The 22,069-nt window shown below is 51.0% G+C and carries 21 protein-coding genes; 15 read left to right on the forward strand and 6 right to left on the reverse strand.

The annotated features are described in order from the left end of the window. Nucleotides 1-30 precede the first annotated feature (30 nt). A complete protein-coding gene (locus CEK60_RS06525; RefSeq protein WP_089038342.1) occupies nt 31-2,064 on the reverse strand; it encodes a sensor domain-containing diguanylate cyclase in 2,034 nt (677 codons plus the stop codon). A gap of 180 nt (nt 2,065-2,244) precedes the next feature. Between CEK60_RS06525 and CEK60_RS06530 the strand changes: the two genes are divergently transcribed. The 7 genes from CEK60_RS06530 to CEK60_RS06560 all read left to right on the forward strand — a co-directional run bounded on the left by CEK60_RS06530 (nt 2,245) and on the right by CEK60_RS06560 (nt 9,055). After that, entirely contained in the window at nt 2,245-2,490 is a 246-nt protein-coding gene (locus tag CEK60_RS06530; protein ID WP_232471481.1) for a helix-turn-helix domain-containing transcriptional regulator, read from the forward strand. Nucleotides 2,491-2,713: 223 nt separating this feature from the next. Beyond that, a complete protein-coding gene (locus CEK60_RS06535) occupies nt 2,714-3,625 on the forward strand; it encodes a LysR family transcriptional regulator (RefSeq protein WP_089038343.1) in 912 nt (303 codons plus the stop codon). Nucleotides 3,626-3,627: 2 nt separating this feature from the next. Continuing rightward, nucleotides 3,628-4,536, forward strand: coding sequence for a LysR family transcriptional regulator (locus tag CEK60_RS06540; RefSeq protein WP_089038344.1), 909 nt, complete (start codon nt 3,628-3,630; stop codon nt 4,534-4,536). A gap of 134 nt (nt 4,537-4,670) precedes the next feature. Next, nucleotides 4,671-5,294: a glutathione S-transferase family protein gene (locus CEK60_RS06545; RefSeq protein ID WP_089038345.1), complete on the forward strand. Its 624-nt coding sequence runs from the start codon at nt 4,671-4,673 to the stop codon at nt 5,292-5,294. Between the two features lie 57 nt (nt 5,295-5,351). Further along, complete coding sequence (locus tag CEK60_RS06550; protein ID WP_089038346.1) at nt 5,352-7,319, forward strand: 2Fe-2S iron-sulfur cluster-binding protein; 1,968 nt, start codon at nt 5,352-5,354, stop codon at nt 7,317-7,319. A 340-nt stretch (nt 7,320-7,659) separates the two neighbouring features. Continuing rightward, nucleotides 7,660-8,163, forward strand: coding sequence for a DNA topology modulation protein FlaR (locus CEK60_RS06555; protein ID WP_157698017.1), 504 nt, complete (start codon nt 7,660-7,662; stop codon nt 8,161-8,163). A gap of 334 nt (nt 8,164-8,497) precedes the next feature. Beyond that, nucleotides 8,498-9,055 carry a hypothetical protein gene (locus CEK60_RS06560; protein WP_089038348.1) on the forward strand — a complete coding sequence of 186 codons (558 nt, stop codon included), beginning with the start codon at nt 8,498-8,500 and terminating at the stop codon, nt 9,053-9,055. Nucleotides 9,056-9,145: 90 nt separating this feature from the next. On the opposite strand, the gene CEK60_RS06565 is transcribed toward CEK60_RS06560, so the two are convergent. Together CEK60_RS06565 and CEK60_RS06570 are read right to left on the reverse strand one after the other, a co-directional pair. Then, on the reverse strand, nt 9,146-9,925 hold the full coding sequence (locus CEK60_RS06565) for a transporter substrate-binding domain-containing protein (protein WP_089038349.1): 780 nt from the start codon (nt 9,923-9,925) through the stop codon (nt 9,146-9,148). A gap of 148 nt (nt 9,926-10,073) precedes the next feature. Continuing rightward, nucleotides 10,074-10,379 (reverse strand): hypothetical protein, encoded by a 306-nt coding sequence (locus tag CEK60_RS06570; protein WP_089038350.1) that lies wholly within the window; start codon nt 10,377-10,379, stop codon nt 10,074-10,076. A 179-nt stretch (nt 10,380-10,558) separates the two neighbouring features. Here CEK60_RS06570 and CEK60_RS06575 point away from each other — a divergent pair, with 179 nt between their 5' ends. Together CEK60_RS06575 and CEK60_RS06580 are read left to right on the forward strand one after the other, a co-directional pair. Further along, nucleotides 10,559-11,905, forward strand: a complete 1,347-nt coding sequence (locus CEK60_RS06575) for a type II toxin-antitoxin system HipA family toxin (RefSeq protein ID WP_089038351.1) — start codon at nt 10,559-10,561, stop codon at nt 11,903-11,905. Then, the gene (locus tag CEK60_RS06580) at nt 11,902-12,204 is read left to right on the forward strand and encodes a helix-turn-helix domain-containing protein (protein ID WP_089038352.1); all 303 of its coding nucleotides are present in this window, start codon (nt 11,902-11,904) and stop codon (nt 12,202-12,204) included. Before CEK60_RS06575 ends, CEK60_RS06580 begins: the two co-directional genes overlap by 4 nt. A 32-nt stretch (nt 12,205-12,236) precedes the next feature. Here the strand turns inward: CEK60_RS06580 and CEK60_RS06585 are convergent, their stop codons facing one another. Next, nucleotides 12,237-13,973 carry a PilZ domain-containing protein gene (locus tag CEK60_RS06585; protein WP_089038353.1) on the reverse strand — a complete coding sequence of 579 codons (1,737 nt, stop codon included), beginning with the start codon at nt 13,971-13,973 and terminating at the stop codon, nt 12,237-12,239. Nucleotides 13,974-14,274: 301 nt separating this feature from the next. Here CEK60_RS06585 and CEK60_RS06590 point away from each other — a divergent pair, with 301 nt between their 5' ends. Further along, on the forward strand, nt 14,275-15,444 hold the full coding sequence (locus CEK60_RS06590) for an alpha-hydroxy acid oxidase (protein WP_089038354.1): 1,170 nt from the start codon (nt 14,275-14,277) through the stop codon (nt 15,442-15,444). Between the two features lie 117 nt (nt 15,445-15,561). Here CEK60_RS06590 and cydB read toward each other — a convergent pair whose 3' ends face one another. Continuing rightward, nucleotides 15,562-16,560 carry a cytochrome d ubiquinol oxidase subunit II gene (cydB, locus tag CEK60_RS06595; RefSeq protein ID WP_038484179.1) on the reverse strand — a complete coding sequence of 333 codons (999 nt, stop codon included), beginning with the start codon at nt 16,558-16,560 and terminating at the stop codon, nt 15,562-15,564. After that, entirely contained in the window at nt 16,557-17,969 is a 1,413-nt protein-coding gene (locus tag CEK60_RS06600; protein WP_089038355.1) for a cytochrome ubiquinol oxidase subunit I, read from the reverse strand. The genes cydB and CEK60_RS06600 overlap by 4 nt, the downstream gene beginning before the upstream one ends. A 306-nt stretch (nt 17,970-18,275) precedes the next feature. Between CEK60_RS06600 and CEK60_RS06605 the strand changes: the two genes are divergently transcribed. The 5 genes from CEK60_RS06605 to tusD all read left to right on the forward strand — a co-directional run bounded on the left by CEK60_RS06605 (nt 18,276) and on the right by tusD (nt 22,046). Next, nucleotides 18,276-19,337, forward strand: coding sequence for a hydrolase (locus CEK60_RS06605; RefSeq protein ID WP_089038356.1), 1,062 nt, complete (start codon nt 18,276-18,278; stop codon nt 19,335-19,337). 23 nt (nt 19,338-19,360) lie between these two features. Continuing rightward, the gene (locus CEK60_RS06610; protein ID WP_089038357.1) at nt 19,361-20,368 is read left to right on the forward strand and encodes an aldo/keto reductase; all 1,008 of its coding nucleotides are present in this window, start codon (nt 19,361-19,363) and stop codon (nt 20,366-20,368) included. A 128-nt stretch (nt 20,369-20,496) separates the two neighbouring features. Then, nucleotides 20,497-20,673: a hypothetical protein gene (locus CEK60_RS22370; protein WP_167457121.1), complete on the forward strand. Its 177-nt coding sequence runs from the start codon at nt 20,497-20,499 to the stop codon at nt 20,671-20,673. Nucleotides 20,674-20,894: 221 nt separating this feature from the next. Beyond that, nucleotides 20,895-21,575 (forward strand): Bax inhibitor-1/YccA family protein, encoded by a 681-nt coding sequence (locus tag CEK60_RS06615; protein WP_038484188.1) that lies wholly within the window; start codon nt 20,895-20,897, stop codon nt 21,573-21,575. Between the two features lie 81 nt (nt 21,576-21,656). After that, nucleotides 21,657-22,046 carry a sulfurtransferase complex subunit TusD gene (gene tusD, locus CEK60_RS06620; RefSeq protein ID WP_089038358.1) on the forward strand — a complete coding sequence of 130 codons (390 nt, stop codon included), beginning with the start codon at nt 21,657-21,659 and terminating at the stop codon, nt 22,044-22,046. Nucleotides 22,047-22,069 lie beyond the last annotated feature (23 nt).

Genomic DNA, 22,069 nt, shown 5'->3' on the forward strand with positions numbered 1-22,069 from the left:
AATGGCCAACGCTCTTACTATCTCAATAGTCTAAACGACTATTAAAAATTTAGGCTTCACCTCCGACGCTTCAATTTTATTGCGTCCACTCTTCTTAGCTCGATAGCTGGCCGCATCGGCGCGAGATAGAACATCATCGATAGTCTTATCGCCTTTGTGGAAGTGGCTCACACCTATACTTGCGGTAACTTTCCATTGACGTCCATTACCTTCAATTGAGCAAGCGGCAATGCTTGCGCGTAGGGACTCAGCAATCTTGGGGGCACGCTCTGGTGTGCAGCCTGGCAGCAAAATGGCAAATTCATCCCCACCTTGGCGAGCTGTATAATCACTGCTTCGCACTTCGTTCTGTATAACACTAGCTATCTGTTGAAGCATTTGATCGCCGAGGGCGTGGCCCCCTTGGTCGTTCACCGGTTTAAAATGATCCAAATCGAAAAGAATAACTGCTGTCGGTTTTTCCGTACTTTGCCATTGATTAAACAACTCTTTTAGGTGCCTCCTAAGCCCACGACGATTAAGCAAGCGGGTCAGAGGGTCATGCTCTGCTTCCCAGTTCTTTTGAGCATAATCATTGTAATGTTGGGTAATATCGCGCACCGTGCCGACGGTCCCTATGAACTTATCGTTTACACGAATAGCGGCTGTATGTATATCTAACCAGTACAACTCTTGATTGGTACCTACGAAGCGAAATTGACGCGCAAAGCTCGATTGTTTTACAAGACTACGCAGCCAAGCCGATCTAACATCTTGGCGATCATCGCAGTGAACTCGGTCGCTCCAGTCATTTAGACTATTAGGGGCGTCATCTCCCAATAGCTGATGTAAGGAATCATTGATAAACGTCAAGTGACCACGCTGATCCGTAACAAACATGCCCAACGGCGAAGCGGATAGCGTCCCTCTTAGCATTGCCTCCTGCTCAACTAGGTCACTTAAACTGGTCTGCCGAGCAGACTCTGTCGCGTTAATCACATCTATGACGCGTCGAAGCTCCATCGCACTGGTCGGAATATTAAGTACAGAGCGGCGTCCATCTTGAAGCTCTTGAACTTGCTGAGCAAGGTGAGCTAGGGAGCGTAGCGTTATCCATATCACTCCCCATACTAGAGGTAAGATAAGGATGAGCACGCCCCAGGCATAAACAGTGATTTTCTTCATGCCTGCAATAAGGGGGGCTTCGGCTTGGTCTTGTGGTAGATGTACGCCAACGATCCAGTTAGCAGGCCAAATTTGTCGATAAGCTACCAGTTGAGGCTCATCTGATAGCGAGCGGCCCACACTTTCGCCTTCCCATCCATCCAGCGCCTTATCTAGGACTGGTGAAATGTTATCGGGTAATATCACGATAGCTTCTTGTTGACCTGGGGCGTAAATACGTTGTCCAGACGCGGTCGTAATTGTGACATAGCCGTTGTCGCCCAGACGGATTTGCTCAAAATTTTTGAACAGTCGACTTTGTTTTATATTGACTAAACCACCTAAAAAACCTGTGTAGCGTCCTTGGTTGTCATGCATGGGAACTAGCATTAGCACCAGCGGTGTATTCGAAATGCGTCCTATAAGAGGCTCGCTGACGTATGGGGTTTTAAATGCGTGCATAAAGCGTGCATATTCCCGATCGGCAAAACTATAGCCTTTGGCACCTCCGTCGGCTGGCCACTCGTCAACGATTTTACTGTTTAGATCGTAGACTAGCAGTGCCTCAAAGAGAGGCTCCATTGTATAAGCATGATGTTCAAGAAGAGCCCCTTCTCTTGGCAGCATAACCCTCTCCGCCAAACGCTCAAGTTCTCTGACTCGTTCATTCACTTGAAATGTAATAGAGTTGCTGATGAGTTCCGCTTCATACCGCAGATGCTGGTTATTCGTCTCATTAACCAGGAGCCGTCCCGCCTTCCAGCCAAACGTTAAGACAATGAGGCAAAGCAGACTCCACAGCACTACGGCACCAATGACTAGGCGCCCACGAAGCGTAGTGAAGGGAAAGGAAATAAGACGAAAAAATAATCGTTTAACACGATGTCTTTGAGTAGATTTTCCATTTAATGTCAGTGTCATGCACAGCACCTGTCAGGAGAGGGGGGCAACGCAGTAGCGTATCGTCTATTTTTTATTAATAAGAAGTCCGGCTATATTAGCAGTTAAAGAAATACTGTATGAAATGTTGCCCCATTCTATACATAACATCAGTTCGTGTTTTGGTGGAGACCATGGTGCACCCGATGAAAGCCATTCGATTTGCGCGCAGCGTTTGATGAGCTGGACGAAGAGGGGGGAGAGTCAGCTTTCCTAATGGCGCTGCGTCATGTTGTCGAAGCACAAGGTGGAATGGCGCTGGTAGCAGAGCGCGCTAAAGTATCACGCGAAAGCCGTTACCGCGCTTTATCCCCCAAGGGCAACCCAACACTTCGAACTATGACCGCGGTGATTAAAGCCACAGGCGTTAACTTCCACGATCTTACCCATCAAGCGCCAGCAAGCTAAAACTAATTAAAAGACGTGCATAGCGTCGCATCGAAGCGCACACAAGCACCTGTATTTATTCGATCTCAGGCCACCCAGCGGTGAGCACCTCTCCATTACATGTGGCCGTCAGTATCAAACGCTGTTGTGCTTTTGATGACATGCCGTTCAAGAGCCATAATGTTGTACTGGTATTTGAGACTCAATACCTTTTGCTATTCCTTCCCCTGACCCTGGAGCTGTCTTGGATAGATTCGAAGAGATGCGCGTGTTTGCGGCGGTGGCACAACTGGAGAGTTTTTCGGCTGCTGCGCGGCAGCTTACGCTGTCGCCGCCTCGGGTGACTCGGGTCGTGGCGGCGCTTGAAGCGCGTTTGGGTGTTGCGTTGTTACAACGCACGACACGGCAGGTGCGCGTAACGGAAGCGGGGCGTCGTTATCTTGAGGATGTCCAGCAGGTACTTGCCCAGCTTGCGGAGGCTGAGGCCGCTGCGACCGGTAGCTATCTCACCCCACGCGGCCTATTGCACGTCACTGCGCCAGTGCTGTTCGGCGAGTACTTCGTTACCCCGCAAATCGTCGACTATCTGGAACAGTATCCTGATGTGCAGGTTCGCGCCGAACTGATCGATCGACCGGTTAGCTTGCAGGAGGAAGGCATCGATGTGGCGGTACGCATCGGCCACGTGCCAGAGAACTGCCAAAACTTGACCGTGCCGGTGGGTGAGGTGCGGCAAGTGGTTTGCGCAAGCCCCGCATGGTTGGCCCAGCACGGCGAGCCAACGCACCCGCTGGAGCTGGAAGCACTGCCCACGGTGGTGGCGGAAGGCGGAAACTTGAGCGGGCACTGGTGGTTCGAAGAGCAAGGCAAACGCATTGAGGTGACGCCATCGCCGCGGCTGCGCATCAGCGCTATTCACGCGGCGTTAACAGCGGTCGAGGCAGATGCGGGGCTCACACGACTGCTCTCTTACCAAGTGGCTACTAGTGAAGCCGAAGGTAGAGTGCGGCGCGTATTGAGGCATTTCGAACCCGCTGCCATTCCCATTAATATTTGGGTGACAGCAGGCCGTGGGCGGGCTGCCAGCGTGCGTACCTTCGTTGACTTTCTTGCCGAGCGGCTGCGTGCCGATCCGGCGCTCGGCTATCGTACCTAACCATGGCGCTCCCACCTGAGTTGGTGCTGCGCTTTGAGGCTTTAATGGCGCTCTCTGCCGTTGCCCAACACGGCAGCGTGCAGGCCGCCGCTGATGCGGGCAGCCTCTCAGCGCCCAAGATCCATCGTCTGCTGCGGGCGCAGGAGCAGCGCTTAGGCGTCGCTTTAGTCACGACATCAACGAGAGGCAGCACATTGACCCCGGTTGGCGAGCGTTTACGCGAATACGCTGACACACTGATCCATACAGTTACCGATGCTGAAACCAGTGCGCGCTTAGAGCATCGCGAGCTCAAGGATACGTTACGTATACAAGCGCCCCAAACGTTGGTGGAACCACTCCTATTGCCGGTGGTACTGCAATTGCAAGAGCAGCATCCCGCGCTGAAGGTCTACTTGCTGGCTGATGAACATCCCATACATATAGAGAGCGATGCGCCTGTGCATCTTCGCCTTATGCGTGGGTCGCTACCTGGGAGCGTTTACGCTAGGGCCCTAGGTGATTTGCGCATTGGCTTGTTTGCCAGCCCTCATTATCTGAATAAGGCAGGGCGTCCTGAAAACCTCAACAGCTTGGCCCACCATGCGCTTATTCACTGTCATCGGGAAGGGCAGGCGCCTGTTTGGCGTTTGGCTGAAGGCCAATCCTTCCGCTTTGAACCCCGGCTTAGCGTTAGCGCAAGTGCCGCAGGGCTGCAGGCGGCTATAGAAGGTGCGGGCATCGTACGTTGCTACGCGCTAGAAGCGCGTCGTGCTTGCGCGCAGGGGCTGCTCGAACCTGTCGCCAAACCCCTCTGGCCTAAGGCTGACACTCTGGCGCTAACCTACACCCTTGGTATTCGAGCGCCTGCCAGCGTTATGGCGTTCCTTGAGCTGGCAACTCCTTGGCTGCGGGCGCAGTTGGTGGAGTAATTATTTCATTTAGCGCAATTTTGTGTTGTTCATGATCGCTATTCTTGCATCTCTTTGCTTGGCGCAGAATGAGTGACGTCACTCAATAGTGGTGACACTCATCTATTGAAAGCGCTTATTCAAGGAGCCCAACAATGTCCAATGCTATCAAGGTTTATCGCCACGCTCTTTCTGGCCACTGCCACCGCATTGAGCTGATGCTTTCTCTGCTCGATTTGTCTGCCAGCTTTATCGATGTTGATCTAGCCGCAGGCGAGCATAAAGTGCCACCTTTCCTGAATTTGAATGCCTTCGCACAGGTGCCAGTGCTTGATGATCAAGGCGTTATCCTGGCAGATTCCAATGCCATTCTGGTCTATCTGGAGCGTCGCTATGGGGCCGGTCGCTGGCTGCCTGACGACCCGCTAATTCAAGCACAGGTGCAGCGCTGGTTGTCGGTGGCGGCTGGGCCGCTTGCGAACTCCGCTATGAAGGCTCGCTTGGTCACGGTGTTTAATGCTCCTTTCGACCCTGAACCGCTGATTGCTGATGCTCATGAGCTTTTTAAAATTGTAGATGCCCACTTAGTAAATCAGCCTTTCCTAGCGGGTGAGCAGGCCACCCTGGCGGAGGTTTCGCTCTACAGCTACATCGCCCATGCGCCTGAAGGGAATGTCTCGCTGGAACCTTACCCGCATATTCGCACTTGGCTTCAGCGTATCGAGTCGTTGGATGGGTTCGTGCCTATGGGCGTGACCAAGGTGGGGTTGGTCCGCTAGGCCAGCCGATGCAGCATTCCAAATCGGTGCGGGCGAACTGCTCGCGAGGAGTCAAGGGTGAATAACGACATCACCAGCAGCCCATGGCATCAAGGCGAACTTGCTTTGCAACGGGTGGTCGGTGTGGAACAGCAGATGGCAGAAGTGGGCCGCAAGGTGATGCGTCCCTTTCTGACACCGCAGCTCCAGCACTTCTTCCCTCAACTGCCGTTTGTGGCAGCAGCGGCGGTGGATAGTGACAGCTGGCCATGGGTCTCACTGCTGGAAGGCCCTCCAGGATTCGTTGATGCGCCGGACGAATCACGGTTGGATCTAGCGTTATCACCGCCAGCAGATGACCCCCTTACACCGCTGCTTATCAACGGCGCCAACATTGGGCTACTGGGTATCGAGCTTCACACGCGCCGTCGTAACCGGGTCAACGGAGTACTGCGGGGTTCAGCAGGTCAATGGCAGTTGGAAGTGGCTCATGCCTTCGGTAATTGCCCGCAGTACATTCACGACTGGTCGACGATGAACTCAGTACAGCCCCAGCCGGGTTCCGTGCTAGCCATGCGCGACGCGAACCTAGGTCAATTACCGGCGCCAGTGCTTGAGCATATTGATCGTGCGATCACGGTCTTCGTGGGCAGTTACGCCCATACCGACCAAGGCGTTCAGGTGGACGCCTCTCATCGTGGTGGGCAACCGGGATTTATTCGGCGCCTGGGATGTGATCTGATTCTGCCCGATTTTGCGGGCAATCGATTCTTCAATACGCTAGGCAACGTGCTGTCCAGCGGCCGCGCTGCCTTAGTAATACCGGATTTTGCCAGTGGAGATGTGCTGCACCTCTCCGGTGAAGCGCGGCTTGTGGACGAGGATACCGTAGGGGCGCGGTATCCCGGCGCTGAACGCTACTGGTGTCTGACGCCACGCCATGTTGTCTGGCGCCCAGGGGCGTTGCACTGGCGTAGCCACGCAAATGAAGTGGCCGCTGAGGTTGAACTCCATGGGCCCTGGCTAGCGCTTGCCCCCTCCACACTACAGCGCGTTCAAGTAGCCGCCGTGGTGGAGGAGACGCCCGAGATTCGCTCTTTCTATTTGAAGAGCTCCCAGCAAGGCAAAGAGCTGGCTCCATTTAAAGCGGGACAGTTCATTACACTACGTGTACCGCGCTTGGATGGTACGCCGCTGGTACGCAGCTATACGCTTTCGGGCGATAGCCAGCAAGCCGACTATCGCATCAGTGTTAAGGCCGACGGCGAGGGCTCGCGTTACTTACACAGTGCGCTGCAGGTGGGCTCGGAGTTGTCTGTCAGCCTGCCGAGTGGGTCGTTTACAGCAGAAGCTAGCGGCTCAGACCGTGCTCACTGGATGCTGCTGGGAGGTGGCATCGGCATTACGCCGATACTGAGTTTGGCGCATGAGCTAACCGGCGCAGACCGGGGCCCCGTAACCTTAATTCATAGCGTGCGACATGCTAGTGAGGCGCCTTTTAGTGAGGAACTACTCGACCTGAGCGCGCAGGGGCTACGATTACAGCGCCACGTTACCGGATCTGCCAATGTCCCTAACGGCTGGATTCCAGGTCGGGTTTCGCTGGTGGAGGTTCTGGCTGATAAAGTCCTTTCCGAAGTGCAGCTGTACTTATGCGGCCCCGCTACCTTTGTCCAGCATTACCATGAGGAGGCGTTGGCTCTAGGACTCGCACCCAATCAGATACACACAGAAGCCTTCGGCCCTTCGGCGCTAGCAAAAACATACGCAGTACCATCCGCTGAACAAGCGGTAGAAGTAAGCTTTGCCAATTCTAGTGTGGTAGCTCACTGGCAACCTGGTGAAACTCTTTTGGAAACTGCTGAAAAAGCAGGACTTCATCCTGCCTATGGATGTCGCAGCGGTAGCTGTGGAGAGTGCGCCTGCTTATTGGATCAGGGGGAGGTGACCTATCCAGAAGGCATATCAGTACCAGAGGGAAAAGTTCTACTGTGCAGTGCTCGACCTGCTAAGCACTCTGGAAGGCTTGCGATACATCTTCCTTAGGGGATTCTCAGTGATGGAAGTGGCCTTTTTTCCATCACGTGGGTGTGGCGCGTCTACCCCAAACGACGGAACCTAGTTTAGCCCAACCATGACCACTGCGCGTTTTTCTACTGACAGTTGTAATATGAGCACTCATATTTCTGGGGCAGCATGCTGTGAGTTTCGGTAAAACAATTGTTTATGATAAGGCGCTGTATACTGATGCGCATTTTTCTGGCAAAACGCATCGCTCAGGCGAGCTGCGTTTTTATAAGTTTCAATAAATTACGGCCGTTTAGTCAGAATGGTTGTTACCAGAAAGCCACACATGTTCATTAATAAACTGTTATGCAATGAAGCTATGAAATATCAAAAACTGCACATAATTGGTGGTCCGGGAAGCGGAAAGTCATATATTGCTAGAAGGCTTTCAGAGAAATATGGTCTGCCTCAGCACGATTTAGATGACATATTTTGGGACCGAAACCATACGGATTACATTAGGTCTAGCGACGAGGCACGGCAAAGAAACTTAGAGTCAATCCTGTCGAATGAAACCTGGATAATTGAAGGGGTCTATTATAAATGGCTAGAGAAGTCCTTTGAGGGCGCCGATAAGATAATTGTTCTCAATACGCCAGTGTTGCTGAGGCAATGGAGGGTTCTGCGGCGCTATTTGGGCTACAAACTTTCACGCAGCCACGAAAAAGATGAAACGTTTGCAAACCTTATTGAATTGATATCTTGGAACCAAAAGTACGACCGGGACAATCTGGTAAGGTTTTATGCGTTTTCCAAAGCTCAAGCTCATAAAATAGTAGTTTGCAGCAATTTCTCTGAGGTAGAACGAGCAGTTAATGCATAGCCAAACCATCAAATACGCTCGTTCCTCGCGCCGTTTATGGCCGTTCACGGCCTATGCTAAAAGATACGCCCAAGTGTCACGCTAAAGCCTTTACCGGCTCTTACCCTCACCTAAGCAACCGCTAGGCCTCGCTCACTACTTCCCACGGCCTATTCACGCATAACGTTCCATCGAAGCGCTCTCAAGCGCTTTTTTAGTTGAGTGAGATGTGGGGGGATTTTTTGTGACAGGTTTCGCTTCCTAAGCTACTGTCATCTTAAGGATTGTGAGTGACTGCGATGGGCTGGTTTCGACCTTAAGTCACGTTGAGTAGCGCTAAAAAAGGGAAGTAAGCATGTTTAAAAAAAGCAATTTATTCTCTATTTCGACCGCTGCGGCGCTTTCTCTGCTGCTAGTTTCCTCTACGCTGGCTAATGAGGCTAATGAGGCTAATGAGGCTAATGAGGCTAATGAGGCTAATGAGGCTAATGAGGCTAGTGAGGCGAATGGAGTGTATAGCGAGACGGCCACAGGGATGGTTGAGCTCGTTGTTCAAGCAATCTGTGATGGTGATATAGAAAGGCACCTTGGGATGCATCAACGGAAAATTGAGCCGGATCCCTATTATGAAGAGAAATTTTCTGTCTTCCATGAAGCATGTAACGATGCGGGTATTGCGGAGATTGAAGTAACCTCGGATTTTGATGATGACGTCATGCAAGAGCAGAAGCGGCGCTATTTAATTGACGCGAATATTGTGATGGGAGACGGGGCTGTTTACACAACGTCGATTCGAGTGGCTTGGGGCTCAATTCAGGGGCCAGAAGGCAGCGAGCCCGTTGAGACGTGGCGATTAGCTGGGCTGAGTAGAGTACAAGTGCCCATTCTTAATGAAGCACTGTCTCGGAATTAGATTTAGGTTGTTCTCTACTTAATACAACGACCCCAGGGGTAAGCATAGCGTGTTATCCCTGGGGGTATAGTTGGTGAGATAGTGACAGTCTTAGATCTTGATGTCGTAGTCGACGTATTTGTTCATTAGCTCGTCGTAGGTACCGTCTTGCTTGATTTCTCGCAGTGCCTCATTGAACTGCTCCGCCAGGGCTTCATTGCGAGGATGGAAGGCTGCCGCCACGCCATGTCCGAAATAGTGCTTGGGCTCGCGGATCAGCGGCGAGCTGGTAACAATCCCGCTGCCTTCAGCGTTAACTTCAAGCGATGACAGCGCTAGTGGGTAATACATAAAAGCTGCGTCTAAACGACCTGTTCTAATGTCTACCGCGAGATCTTCGCCTGTTGCATAGCGCCGTACGTCAACGAGATCGCCATAGGTGTCGGTGATGTACTCATCGCGGATGGTGCCACGCTGAACGCCTACCGATATGCCTTCAAGGGCGTCGTGATCCTCAATATCGATCTCTTTGCCTTCCTGAGTCACCCAGACACTAGGGTTGCTGTAGTAGGGTTCTGAGAACAGCACTTGCTCGCGGCGCGCATCGGTGATTGCCATTGAGGACATGATGGCGTCGTATTTGCGTGCTAATAAGCCGGGGATGATGCCGTCCCAGCCTTGCTCTACCCATTCGCACTCACGCTCGATGCGTCGGCATACTTCTTCACCCAGCTCCACCTCAAAGCCTGTTAGGGTGCCGTCGGGCAAGCGATACTCAAAAGGCTCGAAGGGAACATCAACAGCGAGGCGAAGTGGATCGTCGGAGTAGGCTGGAACGGCAAATAGCAGTGATGTAAGCGCCGTTGCTATTCCTATGTGACTGCGGAGCATAGACTTTCCTTTTTTCGTTTTTATATAAGGTGTTGATTAAGCAATTTTGCATGATTCGCGTAATAGGTAAAGTGCTTTATAAAGGCTTGTTAAAAGCTTCTGAGGAGCCAGGGCCTTTTGTCGTTCCTAAACACTTAGCTTTCGCGATTTAGCCGTTTGGTTTTATGATTTTGATCGTAATGGCCACTACTGTGCATGCCAGGGCAGGTAAAACAACGTCTAATACCGAATCCAGCGTCCAGCCACGCCAAACACCTTCAAATATGCCCACCGGTAATGTTTGCCCCCATTCCCAACCACGTTGAACGGCTAACCTGTATTCATGTTGTGCAATTTCACGTCCAAGCAACAGTGCTACTGCGATGGCGCCGGTGACTCTTGCGTTTGCAAAAGGAAGTAGAGCCATTTGAATCAGCAGCGCGATAAACACATGCTCTAAATGGGTAATATTCACATTAGGCTCCAATATGGCGCTCGTGTGGATAATTCAGTGTGCACTATAGTGTTCATTAATTCTTTTTTGTAGTTATTGTGTGCGCTAAACTGCTCATAAGTAATCGGTGGAAGAGTTTTTGAGCACTTTACTGCGCATCAGTAATTTCGGACATCAGCGGCTTTCGACATGGGTGATTCGTGAAGTTAACGATACAGGTTCATTTTGAACAAGCGTGGCATGATGCGGCTGAATTGTCGTTGCCTGACCCTGAGCAGGGTACTCGCGGGGAATCTCGGCTGCGCTATGCGACTGACTATGCCGTTGAGTGGCTATTTCAAGATGACTTGCACGCTTGCAGTATGCGGTTGCCTATCGAGTTAATGCTGACCCATGAATCGCCACACTGGTTTGGTTTCTTGGAAGACATTATGCCGGCGGGCGCTAGCCGACGTTTTTGGGTGGATTATTTAGGGCTTCACGATTTACCGGTTGGGCAACAGGATGCTGAATTGCTGGCACGTGGCACTATCGCGCCGGTCGGCAACTTACGAATCAAAGAATCAGTGCCTGACCTCTCTGTAAAGAAAGCCTTAGAGGAGCGACGGTTTCCGCTGCAAAGCGTTGTAGAGCGCCAGGTGGACTTTTTAGAGTATGCCCAGCAGATGGGGGCGGCCAGTGGTGGTGCCACTGGGGCTGGCGGTGAAGCGCCAAAATTGCTGCTCAGATTGACGAACGACGACCACGTCTGGATTGATACTTGGCAGGATGAAAACCATCGACCTGACCTACCCATGCTGGTGAAATTTCCACGCGGTAAACGTTCAACTGACGATTGCGACATCTTGAGAGCTGAATATCACTACTATCAGGAGCTTGCATCGTTAGGGGTGGCCACGATAGATACCGAACAGATGCGTTTGGTGGAGGGAGAGCGTTACCCGTCCCTGTGGCTACCCCGTTTCGACATGCAGTACCTCGACGGCACTTGGGTTCGCTATGGGCTGGAGTCAGTCTACTCCTTGGTAGGCGCCGCGCCGGGCACCTTTTTGCATCATGGCGAAACAATCCGCCAACTGATTAGTTTGCTGAGGGCTCAATATCGCGTGCAAGAACAAGGCGCCGTTTTCGAGGGTGAGCGCTTTGTTTTGGAGTGGATTAAGCGTGATTTGTTGAATATCGCTTTCGGCAACTCTGACAATCATGGCCGGAATACGGCGTTATTGAAGCGCCCCGAAGGCATTGAACTTGCCCCCGTATATGACTTCGCGCCCATGAAGGCTGACCCCGAGGGGGTGACACGGACAACGCAATGGGGAACGCCCCTGGAAGTTGGCGGGGAGTACGATTGGCGAGGAATTGCCGACACCCTGGCAGACGTTGTCGATCCAGAACGAGTGATGGAAGAGCTCCGTGCGCTTGCATTGAAGCTAGAGGGCGTCGATGAACGCTTGGCTGCCCGTGGAGTTCCACCCCGAATCCTTGATATGCCTGCAGTCGGCCTACGCACTATCAACACTCGACTCAAGCGCTGGGGGTTGCTATGAAGCGCTATTCTGATGATCGCGAAGAGGCCCTGGTGGCTCTGTTGAAACGCTTCTATGCGGGGGAAATCACCGACGGAGCATTATTGCGTGCGTTACGCCGCGATGTGCTGGGATTAAACCAAACACGTTATGCCGCCTTGGTGGGCATCAGTCGACGAACGTTGTCGGATCTGGAAGGCGATAAAAATAATGTCACCCTAGAGGTTAAGAATCGTGTATTCCGGCCGCTAGGGTTAGAAGTGAGCTTGCTGCCGCGTAAGCGTGCTCTGTTGGAGCAGATATTGGCGTTCACCGAGTAACTTGCGTCGAGGGTAAGTGGTTCTCAAGACCGCTAAATTTTGAGTACCTTTACCCCATAATCAAAGGGATTGACGATGCCTTCGAGCTTGCCAATCTGGGTTATATCGCTTTGGAATATCACGCTACTGATGTTGGTTTCAGGAAAGCGCAGATTTTTAACGATATGAACCTGATTCGGCATGCCTTTTGCGTCGACATCCATAACCCAAGCCAGAAAACTGCCCGAGTATTTGGCCAAGCACCCAATTGGGTAAAGACCGTACACTTGGATGTACTCAACTAACACTGTTTTGTCGTAGGCCGTGTCTGCATTATTGACAATACGGTAAGCATCGAGGGGAGAGTGTGCTGGTTCTCCATTACGCGAGTGTAATAGCTTATTGACCACTTTGATGACCGCTATCAAACGAATTAGCTTCGATAATTGATGGCTGCTGCGCTTCGCTGCGGGATAACCAGAACCGTCTAGTCGCTCATTAGCATTCTCAATGACATCGAGGCAGGTGGGGCTTGGTTTCCAACCTAGCGCGTGAAGTTTATTGAATAGCTCTTCGACATGGCCACTGAGAATGAACTTCTGCGCCGGGTTCATGCTTACCTTCAACGATGGTAATTCTTCGCTTACTAACAGTGGCTTGCCAATGGTGTGTAGCAGTGCACCGAGCATCGCTTCACGCACCTGTGGGTCGTGCGGGTCTCGGGAGAGTAGTAAGTCGGCCAGCAGACCTGCGACCTGAACGGCATGCCTAACCCAGTCTGGTTCTTCCCTCAGGTATGCCAGCGCATACAGAAACGCTTTGCGATCCTGTTCGATAAGATAACGCAGTGTATCAACGCAATCGTATAAAATATCGCTAGGGAATAACTCGCGGTTTTTCATATACATTAGTGATATCTGAAGCTGATGGGCGACATCCATCACACCGCGTTCCATCGGCGGCTGGCGGCCTTGCTTCTCACGCTCTTGGGCTTCTCGCTGCAAGATTTTCTTCTCTTTGAGGCCAGGAATGAAAAGGGAAGAGTGATACGTCAGCTTATCGTTGGATCCGGTACGGTAGGCAGCTTCTCTCTCGGACTCATTAACGAATTGAAATAGGGTTTCGGCTTGTGATGTCGATAGGTTGATGAACTGAACGCCCACCGCCGCATAACCATGATTGCCAAAAGGGCGCATATGGCAGATTCTGCCTTCGGCAAAAAAGCTCTCTCCATTAGGAAATTCGAGTGTCACACCAGGAATGTTCTGGTCGACACCGATTGCTACACTGTCTGCCAAATCGATATCGACCATACAACCGCCGATTGAAAGGTTACGTAATCGCCCCAGCACATGAAGATTGTTGGAGTAAACCTCTAGGCCTACGCGGGCTAGCATACCGAGAATAAAAGGAATGCGAACCGCGCCCCTATTTTCTTGGACAAACACGGACTCTGGTAGCTGGCACTCCAGGCGGTAATGAGTGCTATCCGATTTCTGTAGTTTGGCAGCGACATTGCTGAGGCTGTATGTTTCGCGCTCCATGGCATGGGCGCCTTTTAGTGCTTCTAAGTCAAAGTTGACGCTGCCATGAGCAAAATAACGCTCGATATCTAATCCTGCGTATTCGATTCCCAGCACCATGTGGCCAGTGCTCAGGTTTAGCTCTATAACCTCAGCGGTTAAAGCGTAGGGCATGTCCTTTGAATAAACAGAGAGCTCGTTAGTATGCTTCAGCAACGAGCGAATGATATTGGCTGAAGGATTTTGGTGCTGGGCGGGGGAGACCATCTGCAATACCTGCCTATGTGAGTCGTTTTTATTTGCCCAGGGCAAGGCACTAATTCTAGTTGTTATGCGTGCAAACTCGACACATCAGGTGGCAGTGTAATTACTTGGAGAGGCTTTTATACTGTTAAATTGATTAGAAATATCATGAACGTAAGACTAGTTTCCTGTTTATCAGGCTAGCAGTCAGAGGCACTGACCGCCAGTGTCATCACTGTTATATAATTATTTTCTTGAGTAACGCGCTATTTTGAGGTCATCTGTTATAGATACTAATGAGAACAATATTTCTTAAGGATGTGTTATGCCGATCTATACCAACATTGAAGACCTGCGTCGCCATTACGCCCGCCGCACGCCAAAAATGTTTTATGACTACGCTGAGTCAGGCAGTTGGACAGAGCAAACCTTCCGTGAAAATACCAGTGACTTCCAGCATATTCATTTAAAACAGCGTGTTGCGGTCGATATGTCAGGGCGTTCTACGCGAAGTTCTATGCTGGGTGAAGATGTGGCTATGCCGGTTGCGCTTGCACCCGTAGGGCTAACGGGAATGCAATCGGCAGATGGCGAAATTAAAGCAGCACGGGCGGCTGAAAAATTTGGTGTGCCGTTTACGCTGTCGACCATGTCGATTTGCTCGATTGAGGACGTCGCAGAACACACGACGCAGCCGTTCTGGTTCCAGGTGTATACCTTAAAAGATGATGATTTTATGCGCCGCTTGTTTGAGCGTGCCAAGGCGGCTAACTGCTCAGCTGTTGTGGTCACTGTCGATTTGCAAGTACTGGGGCAGCGCCACAAAGATCTCAAAAACGGACTCTCTGCACCCCCTAAATTGACCGCAAAATCGATTGCCAACATGGCGACGAAAATTCCTTGGGGTCTGGAGATGCTGAAAACCAAGCGTCGCTCATTTGGCAATATTGTGGGGCATGCCAAAGGAGTTACTGACCCTTCCTCATTGTCAGCGTGGACAGCAGAGGCCTTCGATGTATCGCTGGACTGGAAGCGTATTGCGCAATTTAAAGAGTGGTGGGGCGGTAAGCTGATTGTGAAGGGCATTATGACCCCTGAGGATGCGCGCTGTGCCGTAGAGATAGGCGCTGATGCCATTATTGTTTCTAATCATGGCGGACGTCAGCTTGATGGAGCAATGAGCTCGATCCGAATGCTGACAAGTATTATCGATGAAGTGGGAGGCGAGATAGAAGTTCATCTCGATTCTGGTATCCGTTCGGGCCAGGACGTGCTGAAAGCGCTGGCGCTGGGGGCCAAGGGAACCTACATTGGGCGTGCTTTTACCTATGGGTTAGGGGCTGCCGGTGAAGAGGGCGTCACCAGCGCGCTACAGATTATTCATAAAGAGCTTGATACCACAATGGCGCTATGTGGAGAAACAGACGTTAGCCGCTTAGGCCCGCATAATCTTTATGTGCCGCATGGTTTTGCTGATCCTACGGTCAAGCTTTAGATCGCACTCAGTGAGGTCTCACGTCCAAAGAAGTAAAAGAAGGGTGCCCAAATGGCACCCTTCTTTTTTGTGACAAGCAATTTGTGACAAGCAATCAGCAGATTAGCTGGTAAAGCCTCAATGGTACCCTTCGCCCACTTTTACCTTGCCGCGGAATACCCAGTAAGACCAGGCGGTGTAGGCCAATACGATAGGGATTACAAACAGCACGCCGATCAGCAAAAACAATTGCGACTCAGGTGCTGAAGCGGCATCCCAAATTGTATAGTTGGGCGGTACGATAACCGGCCATTTACTGGCGATGAGGCCTAGGTAGGTAAAGATAAATAGGCCCAGTGTTGAGACAAACGGTAAGCCTTCCTGCTGGCGTTTTACGGCACGATAAAGAGCTCCAGCGCAGACCATGGCAAGAATGGGGAACAGCCAAATTAGGTGGATCTGGTTCATCCAGCGGTCACGCACTTCTGGACTAACCAGCGGTGTCCACAGGCTAACAATGCCAAATACCACCAATACCGCTAAGAGTAATTTTGGTGTGATGCGATAGGCCCACTGCTGGACATGGCCTTCTGACTTCAGGATCAGCCACGTAGAACCAAGCAGTGCGTAGCCCGCCATTAGTCCAAGCCCCGTCAATACAGTAAAGGGCGTCAACCAATCCAGTGCGCCACCGACATAGCGAAAGTCTTCGACAGCAAACCCTTGGATGTAAGCGCCGACGACCGCGCCTTGAGCGAAGGTGGCAATGGCAGAACCCCAACAAAATGCGCGGTTCCACCAACGGCGATTTTTCTTAGATTTGAAGCGAAACTCGAACGAAATGCCGCGAAAAATCAAGCCGGCCAGCATTAGGAAAACACCGATATAGAGCGCTGGCAAAAACACAGAATAAACTAATGGAAAGGCGCCGAGCAGCCCAGCACCGCCCAGTACTAACCACGTCTCATTGCCATCCCACACGGGAGCAACAGAGTTCATCATCACATCGCGTGACTCTTCATCAGGGGCGAAGGGAAACAAAATTCCCAACCCTAGATCGAAGCCATCCATTAAGACATACATAATGACGCCAAAGCCAATAATGGCAGCCCAGATGAGTGAAAGATCAATACTCATGTGTTGGCTCCTTCCAAGTCATCATCAAAGGGGGTGTGTGCTGCGGATAGAGGGCGTTTCGGGCGTTCAACCTCGCCTCCAACTTCTGCCTGTGTTTCTTCTTTCATGCCATTGCGCACAACTCGCGTTAGATAATAAATACCAGTGAAAAACACCACGCTGTAAACCGCGATATAGCCAATCAAGGTAAACAGTGCCATGCCGCCAGTAAGGGACGGCGTTAAGCCTTCCGCGTGAGTCATGACGCCATACACTAACCAAGGCGCACGTCCTGATTCGGTAACAATCCAGCCACCCAGAACCGCGAGGAAGGGGGATGCAATCATGACGGTAAGCGTTTTTAAGAAAAGTGGGTTTTCATAGACACGCCCCTTACGACGCAGAAACAACCCGGTCAGCGCAACAGCAATCATCAGCACGCCAATGCCTACCATGACGCGGAAAGCCCAGAATACAATGATGACAGGAGGCTGCTCTTCTATTGGTACTGCGTTAAGCCCGGGAACTTCACCATCGACATGGTGCGTCAGAATCAAGCTGGCAAGGTTGGGGATGCCAATTTCAAAATGATTGGTCTGGGCTTCTTTATCAGGGATAGCAAAAAGCAGAAGCGGCACATTGTTTTGCGTTTCCCAGTTACCCTCCATGGCGGCTACTTTCGTTGGCTGGTGCTCCAAGGTGTTCAGACCGTGAAAATCGCCGACTACCGCTTGCGCAGGCGCTAAGATCAGCAGTAACCACAAACACATGGATAGCGCTTTTTTGTTAGCTTCAACATCACGCTTGCGTAGTAAGAACCAAGCGCTAACCCCTGCAACGACGAACCCGCCAGTTAGGAAGGAAGCCATGCCCATGTGAACAAAGCGATACCAGAAGGAGGGGTTAAAGAGTGCTTCCATCCAGGAAGTGATATGGAACCGACCGTCGATGAGCTCGTAACCTACCGGGGTTTGCATCCAACTGTTGGCAGAAAGTATCCAGAAAGAAGATATAAACGTGCCTACAGCAACCATGATGGCAGCAAATAAATGCACACCTTCAGGTACTTTATTGCGACCAAATAACAGCACACCTAGAAAAGCGGCTTCTAGGAAAAAGGCCGTTACTACCTCATAGCTGAGGACAGGGCCTAAGAAGTTAGATGTGGCGTAGGCAAAGTTGCTCCAGTTAGTACCAAACTGAAACGACATCACAATGCCTGATACGACGCCCATGCCAAACACAACGGCAAACACTTTTGTCCAGAAAAGCGCTAAGCGATCCCAAGCGGGGTTTTCCGTTTTGTAAAACAGGCCATGTAGTAGCGCGATGTAGGAAGCCAGACCGATAGTAAACACCGGAAAAATGGCATGAAAAGAGACAACAAAAGCGAACTGCAGCCTTGAAAGCAACAGAGGATCTAATTCCATGGCGACCTCCTAGATCGTGTGGCATGAAAGTATTGAAAATCAGTAGTTGTCGCAGGAGCTATATTCTTAAAGGCTATGGCTATATTTCTTTAATTATTAATAGTAGTTGAAACCACTCTGCGGCGTAAGTTGAAAGTATCTAATGACGCATGGCGTATTGTCGCATCTATGAGAATGCTGCATACAAGGGGCGTCTACTTTAGGCGAGCTAGTGCCAGCCCCAAGGCGATATTTCTGCCACAACCAAATCTGCTTACAAATTTTGCTAAGCTATTCAGCTGTTTTTTTTGCTGGCGCTATTCCTCCATGTCTTCAATACGGTCTTCACTACCGTCTTCACCTCTGCCACCATTTCGACCTTCGCGCTGGCTGCCAGGCGGACATTTGCAAACGCTCTATAGCCCACTATGTCGGACATCGCCTCAATTACAACGTCGGCGGGAGCGAATGACGCTTCAAGATGGTGATTTTATCGATCTGGATTGGTATGGGCCTGAGGGTGAGTCGGCGAATTGCGTACTGCTGCTTCATGGCCTAACTGGCAGCTCTTCTTCACTTTATATATTAGGGCAACAACAGGCGTTAGCGGTGCGCGGCTGGCAGAGCGTGGCTGTCAATTGGCGTGGCTGCTCTGGTGAGCCAAACCATCGCGCCAGGGGATATCACTCTGGCGCGAGTGAGGACTTGGCGGATGTGGTTAAGCAACTAACGTTACGCTATCCAAACAAATTGTTTGCCGCGATTGGTTACTCATTGGGTGGCAATGTGTTGCTCAAGTATTTGGGCGAAGAGGGTAGCAATACGCCGTTGAAGGCGGCGGTAGCAGTATCGGTACCGTTTCGGCTGGACCACTGCGCAGACCGGATAAGTAAAGGCTTCTCCAGAATTTACCAGGCCCGTTTCCTGCGAGACCTGCGCCAGTATGTTGAACATAAACAGCAGGTGTTTGTACGCCAAGGGCGAAGGGAAGAACTGGCGCGTTTAGCGGCGCTTGAAACATTACAAGGTATGAAGACGTTTTGGGACTTCGATGGCCGCGTTACTGCGCCACTGCATGGCTTTGAAAGCGCCGATGACTATTACCACCGCTGTAGCAGTGCTTTCTTCGTGGAGCACCTTCGTATTCCAACGCTCATTGTGCATGCGCTAGATGACCCTTTTATCTACCCACAGAGCGTTCCTAATGCGGAAACTCTGCCAAGCTATGTCACCCTGGAGCTTCATGCCTCGGGTGGCCATGTGGGCTTTATAGAGGGGCCTCCGTGGCGGCCGCGTTATTATCTTGAACACCGATTGCCTGACTGGCTGCAGTCGCAGGTTTGTAGCCAGGGTAAAACGCATAACACTAGCGCACTACTATCTAATTAACGTCAATCACCCCAGAGGTTGCTATGTCCGCGTTCTTTGACCGATTAAACGGTGTCTCGTCTCCTCGTATTGGCTTGGGATGCATGAATCTTTCCCATGGCTATGGGCAGTATGTGCCAGAAACAGAGGCGCTTCGGGTATTGGAAGAAGCCTTTGAGATGGGATGCCGCCATTTTGATACGGCGACGCTCTATGGTGGAACAGCAAATGAGCGGTTGTTGGGGCTCGCTTTAAAAACAAAAAGGTACCAGCTGTTTCTCGCCAGCAAGTGTGGAATGGCATTGGATGCTGAAACAGGGAAGCGCATTATCGATGGTCGCCCTGACACATTGCGTCGCCAGTGTGAAGAGAGTCTGTCACGACTGAAAACGGATTATTTGGATATTTACTACCTGCATCGCCTAGATCGTAGTGTTCCTATTGAAGAGAGTGTTGGGGCGCTGGGCCGACTAGTGGAAGAGGGTAAAATTGGTGCGGTTGGCTTATCTGAGGTATCGGCAGAAACATTTCGTAAAGGTAATGCGGAATATCCAGTCGCAGCAGTACAGTCAGAATACTCACTCTGGACACGTAATCCCGACATTGCTCTGAAGGATGCATGTGCGGAGCTCGGTGCTGCCTTAGTGGCGTTCAGCCCACTTGGGCGCGGTTTTTTGACGGGGGCAGTGGAAGAAAGTACCCAGTTTTCGACAGGGGATATGCGCGCCGGAATGCCCCGCTTTAGTAAAGACAATTTACCTCACAATATAGCTTTGTTGGATGACGTTAAAACAATGGCTAGGCATCTTGAGATCTCACCCGCGCAACTGGCGCTAGCCTGGTTAAACGCCCAGGGCCATCATATTGTGCCTATTCCTGGTTCCTGCTCAGTGACGCATATATGCGAGAACTTACGCGCTGAAACGGTCGTGTTGGATGACGCAACAGTGACTCAGCTCAACGGTATGCTGTTGCCGAGCCAAGTCGCTGGCGCTCGTTATAGCGACGCGCAACAAGCTGATGTTGATACTGAAGAATTTGCGGATTGTTAGAGTAAATTGATAGGGCAAATGGTGATTTTACCAAACCCCGTTGCTTTCTTTCCGCCGAGGACTATTATTCGCTACCAGCGACGATGTTGTTAGCCCTCTAAGTTGTTAGCCCCCTAAGGAACAGTGTCATGTTAAAAGGTCTGATTATTTGTTTTGCCGTGCTATTTGCACAGTTGGCGGTGCTGAACGTGATCGATGCACGTCTCTATAACGCTCAGGATGCGCGTCAAGCAGCGACAATGCAGCATTTACCTCACAAGGAAGAAGACGACGATAACGTTTCACCGCCAGCAGTGAAGCTGTAAGCAGAAGAAGCGAAGATAATCACGCCAAATGTGGCACAGTCAGGGGAATTTTATAGCGCATTTCTATGTCCAAAGTGGTGTGGAATGTTAAGCATAGTCAATGCTTGAGGAGCAAGTGCCTTAAAAAGCAGTTGTTTGCGTGGAAGACAAATACTTGCGTCTGGAACTTGGTAACGGCATCCTTGTCCGTTGTTAGTATTACCATTAGGGAGCATAGATAAATGGCTTTTAACGATTCGAACACGGCGAGAGCGCAAACGCGCAGCGAAGTAAGTAGTGTTAGCGCTAATAAAGTTCTGCGTAACACCTACGCGCTATTGGCCATGACATTGCTATTCTCTGCGGTCACCGCTGGTGCCTCTGTCGCAATGGGCATCCAACAAATGAACATTTTTGTGTTCTTTATCGGTGCATACGGGCTGATGTTCCTGGTTCACAAAACGGCCAATTCGGCAGCTGGCTTGTTGGCGACTTTTGCATTCACCGGATTTATGGGCTTCACGCTTGGCCCAATCATTTCCGCCTATCTTACGTTGCCTAACGGTGGCGCTTTGATAATGAATGCATTGGCAATGACTGGCTTGACGTTTATCGGCCTTTCTGCGGTTGCATTAACCACCAAGAAAGACTTCAGCTTTTTAGGTAATTTCCTAATGGCTGGTGCCATTGTGTTGATTCTGGCCATGGTAGCCGGGCTGATCTTCAACATTCCTGCGCTTTCATTGATGGTTTCCGCTGGTTTTGTGCTGTTTGCATCAGCGGCGATCCTCTACCAAACCAGTGAAATTGTTCACCGGGCGGGAGAGACCAACTACATTCTCGCAACTATTACGCTTTATGTTTCCATTTATAACCTGTTCATCAGTCTGCTCTCGATTTTAGGCATTATGAGCAACGACTGATCAACCCCTGCAGTACTATCGCGACAGACCCTACTTGCTAGGGTCTGTTTTTTTTAGGGCGGACTGTATCGAGATAATCCGATGGAGTATGGCTTATTGGTCATGGGGGCGCCGTATAGTAGTGCCGCCCCTCATTCCGCGCTGCGATTTGCCCAAGCAGTGCTAAATGAAGGACACCACATCAAGGGCGTTTTTTTCTATCAAGATGGCGTTCATAATGCCTCTCGACTAATGACTCCTCCACAGGATGAGCTCAATATGCGAGACGCTTGGGTTGACCTGCATCATCAGCACGGGGTGGCATTAGATGTATGCATCGCGGCGGCGTTACGCCGTGGTGTGGTGAGTGAAGCAGAAGCAAAGCGGCACGGGCAAGTGAACTTCAATCTTGAGCCACCCTTTGAATTAACGGGGCTAGGGCAACTGCTTGAGCTACAGCAGCGCTGTGATCGTTTGATTACGTTTGCTTAGTAGTGAGAACAGGGCTGAAAACA

This window comes from Halomonas sp. N3-2A (assembly GCF_002216165.1).
Lineage (GTDB): Bacteria > Pseudomonadota > Gammaproteobacteria > Pseudomonadales > Halomonadaceae > Vreelandella.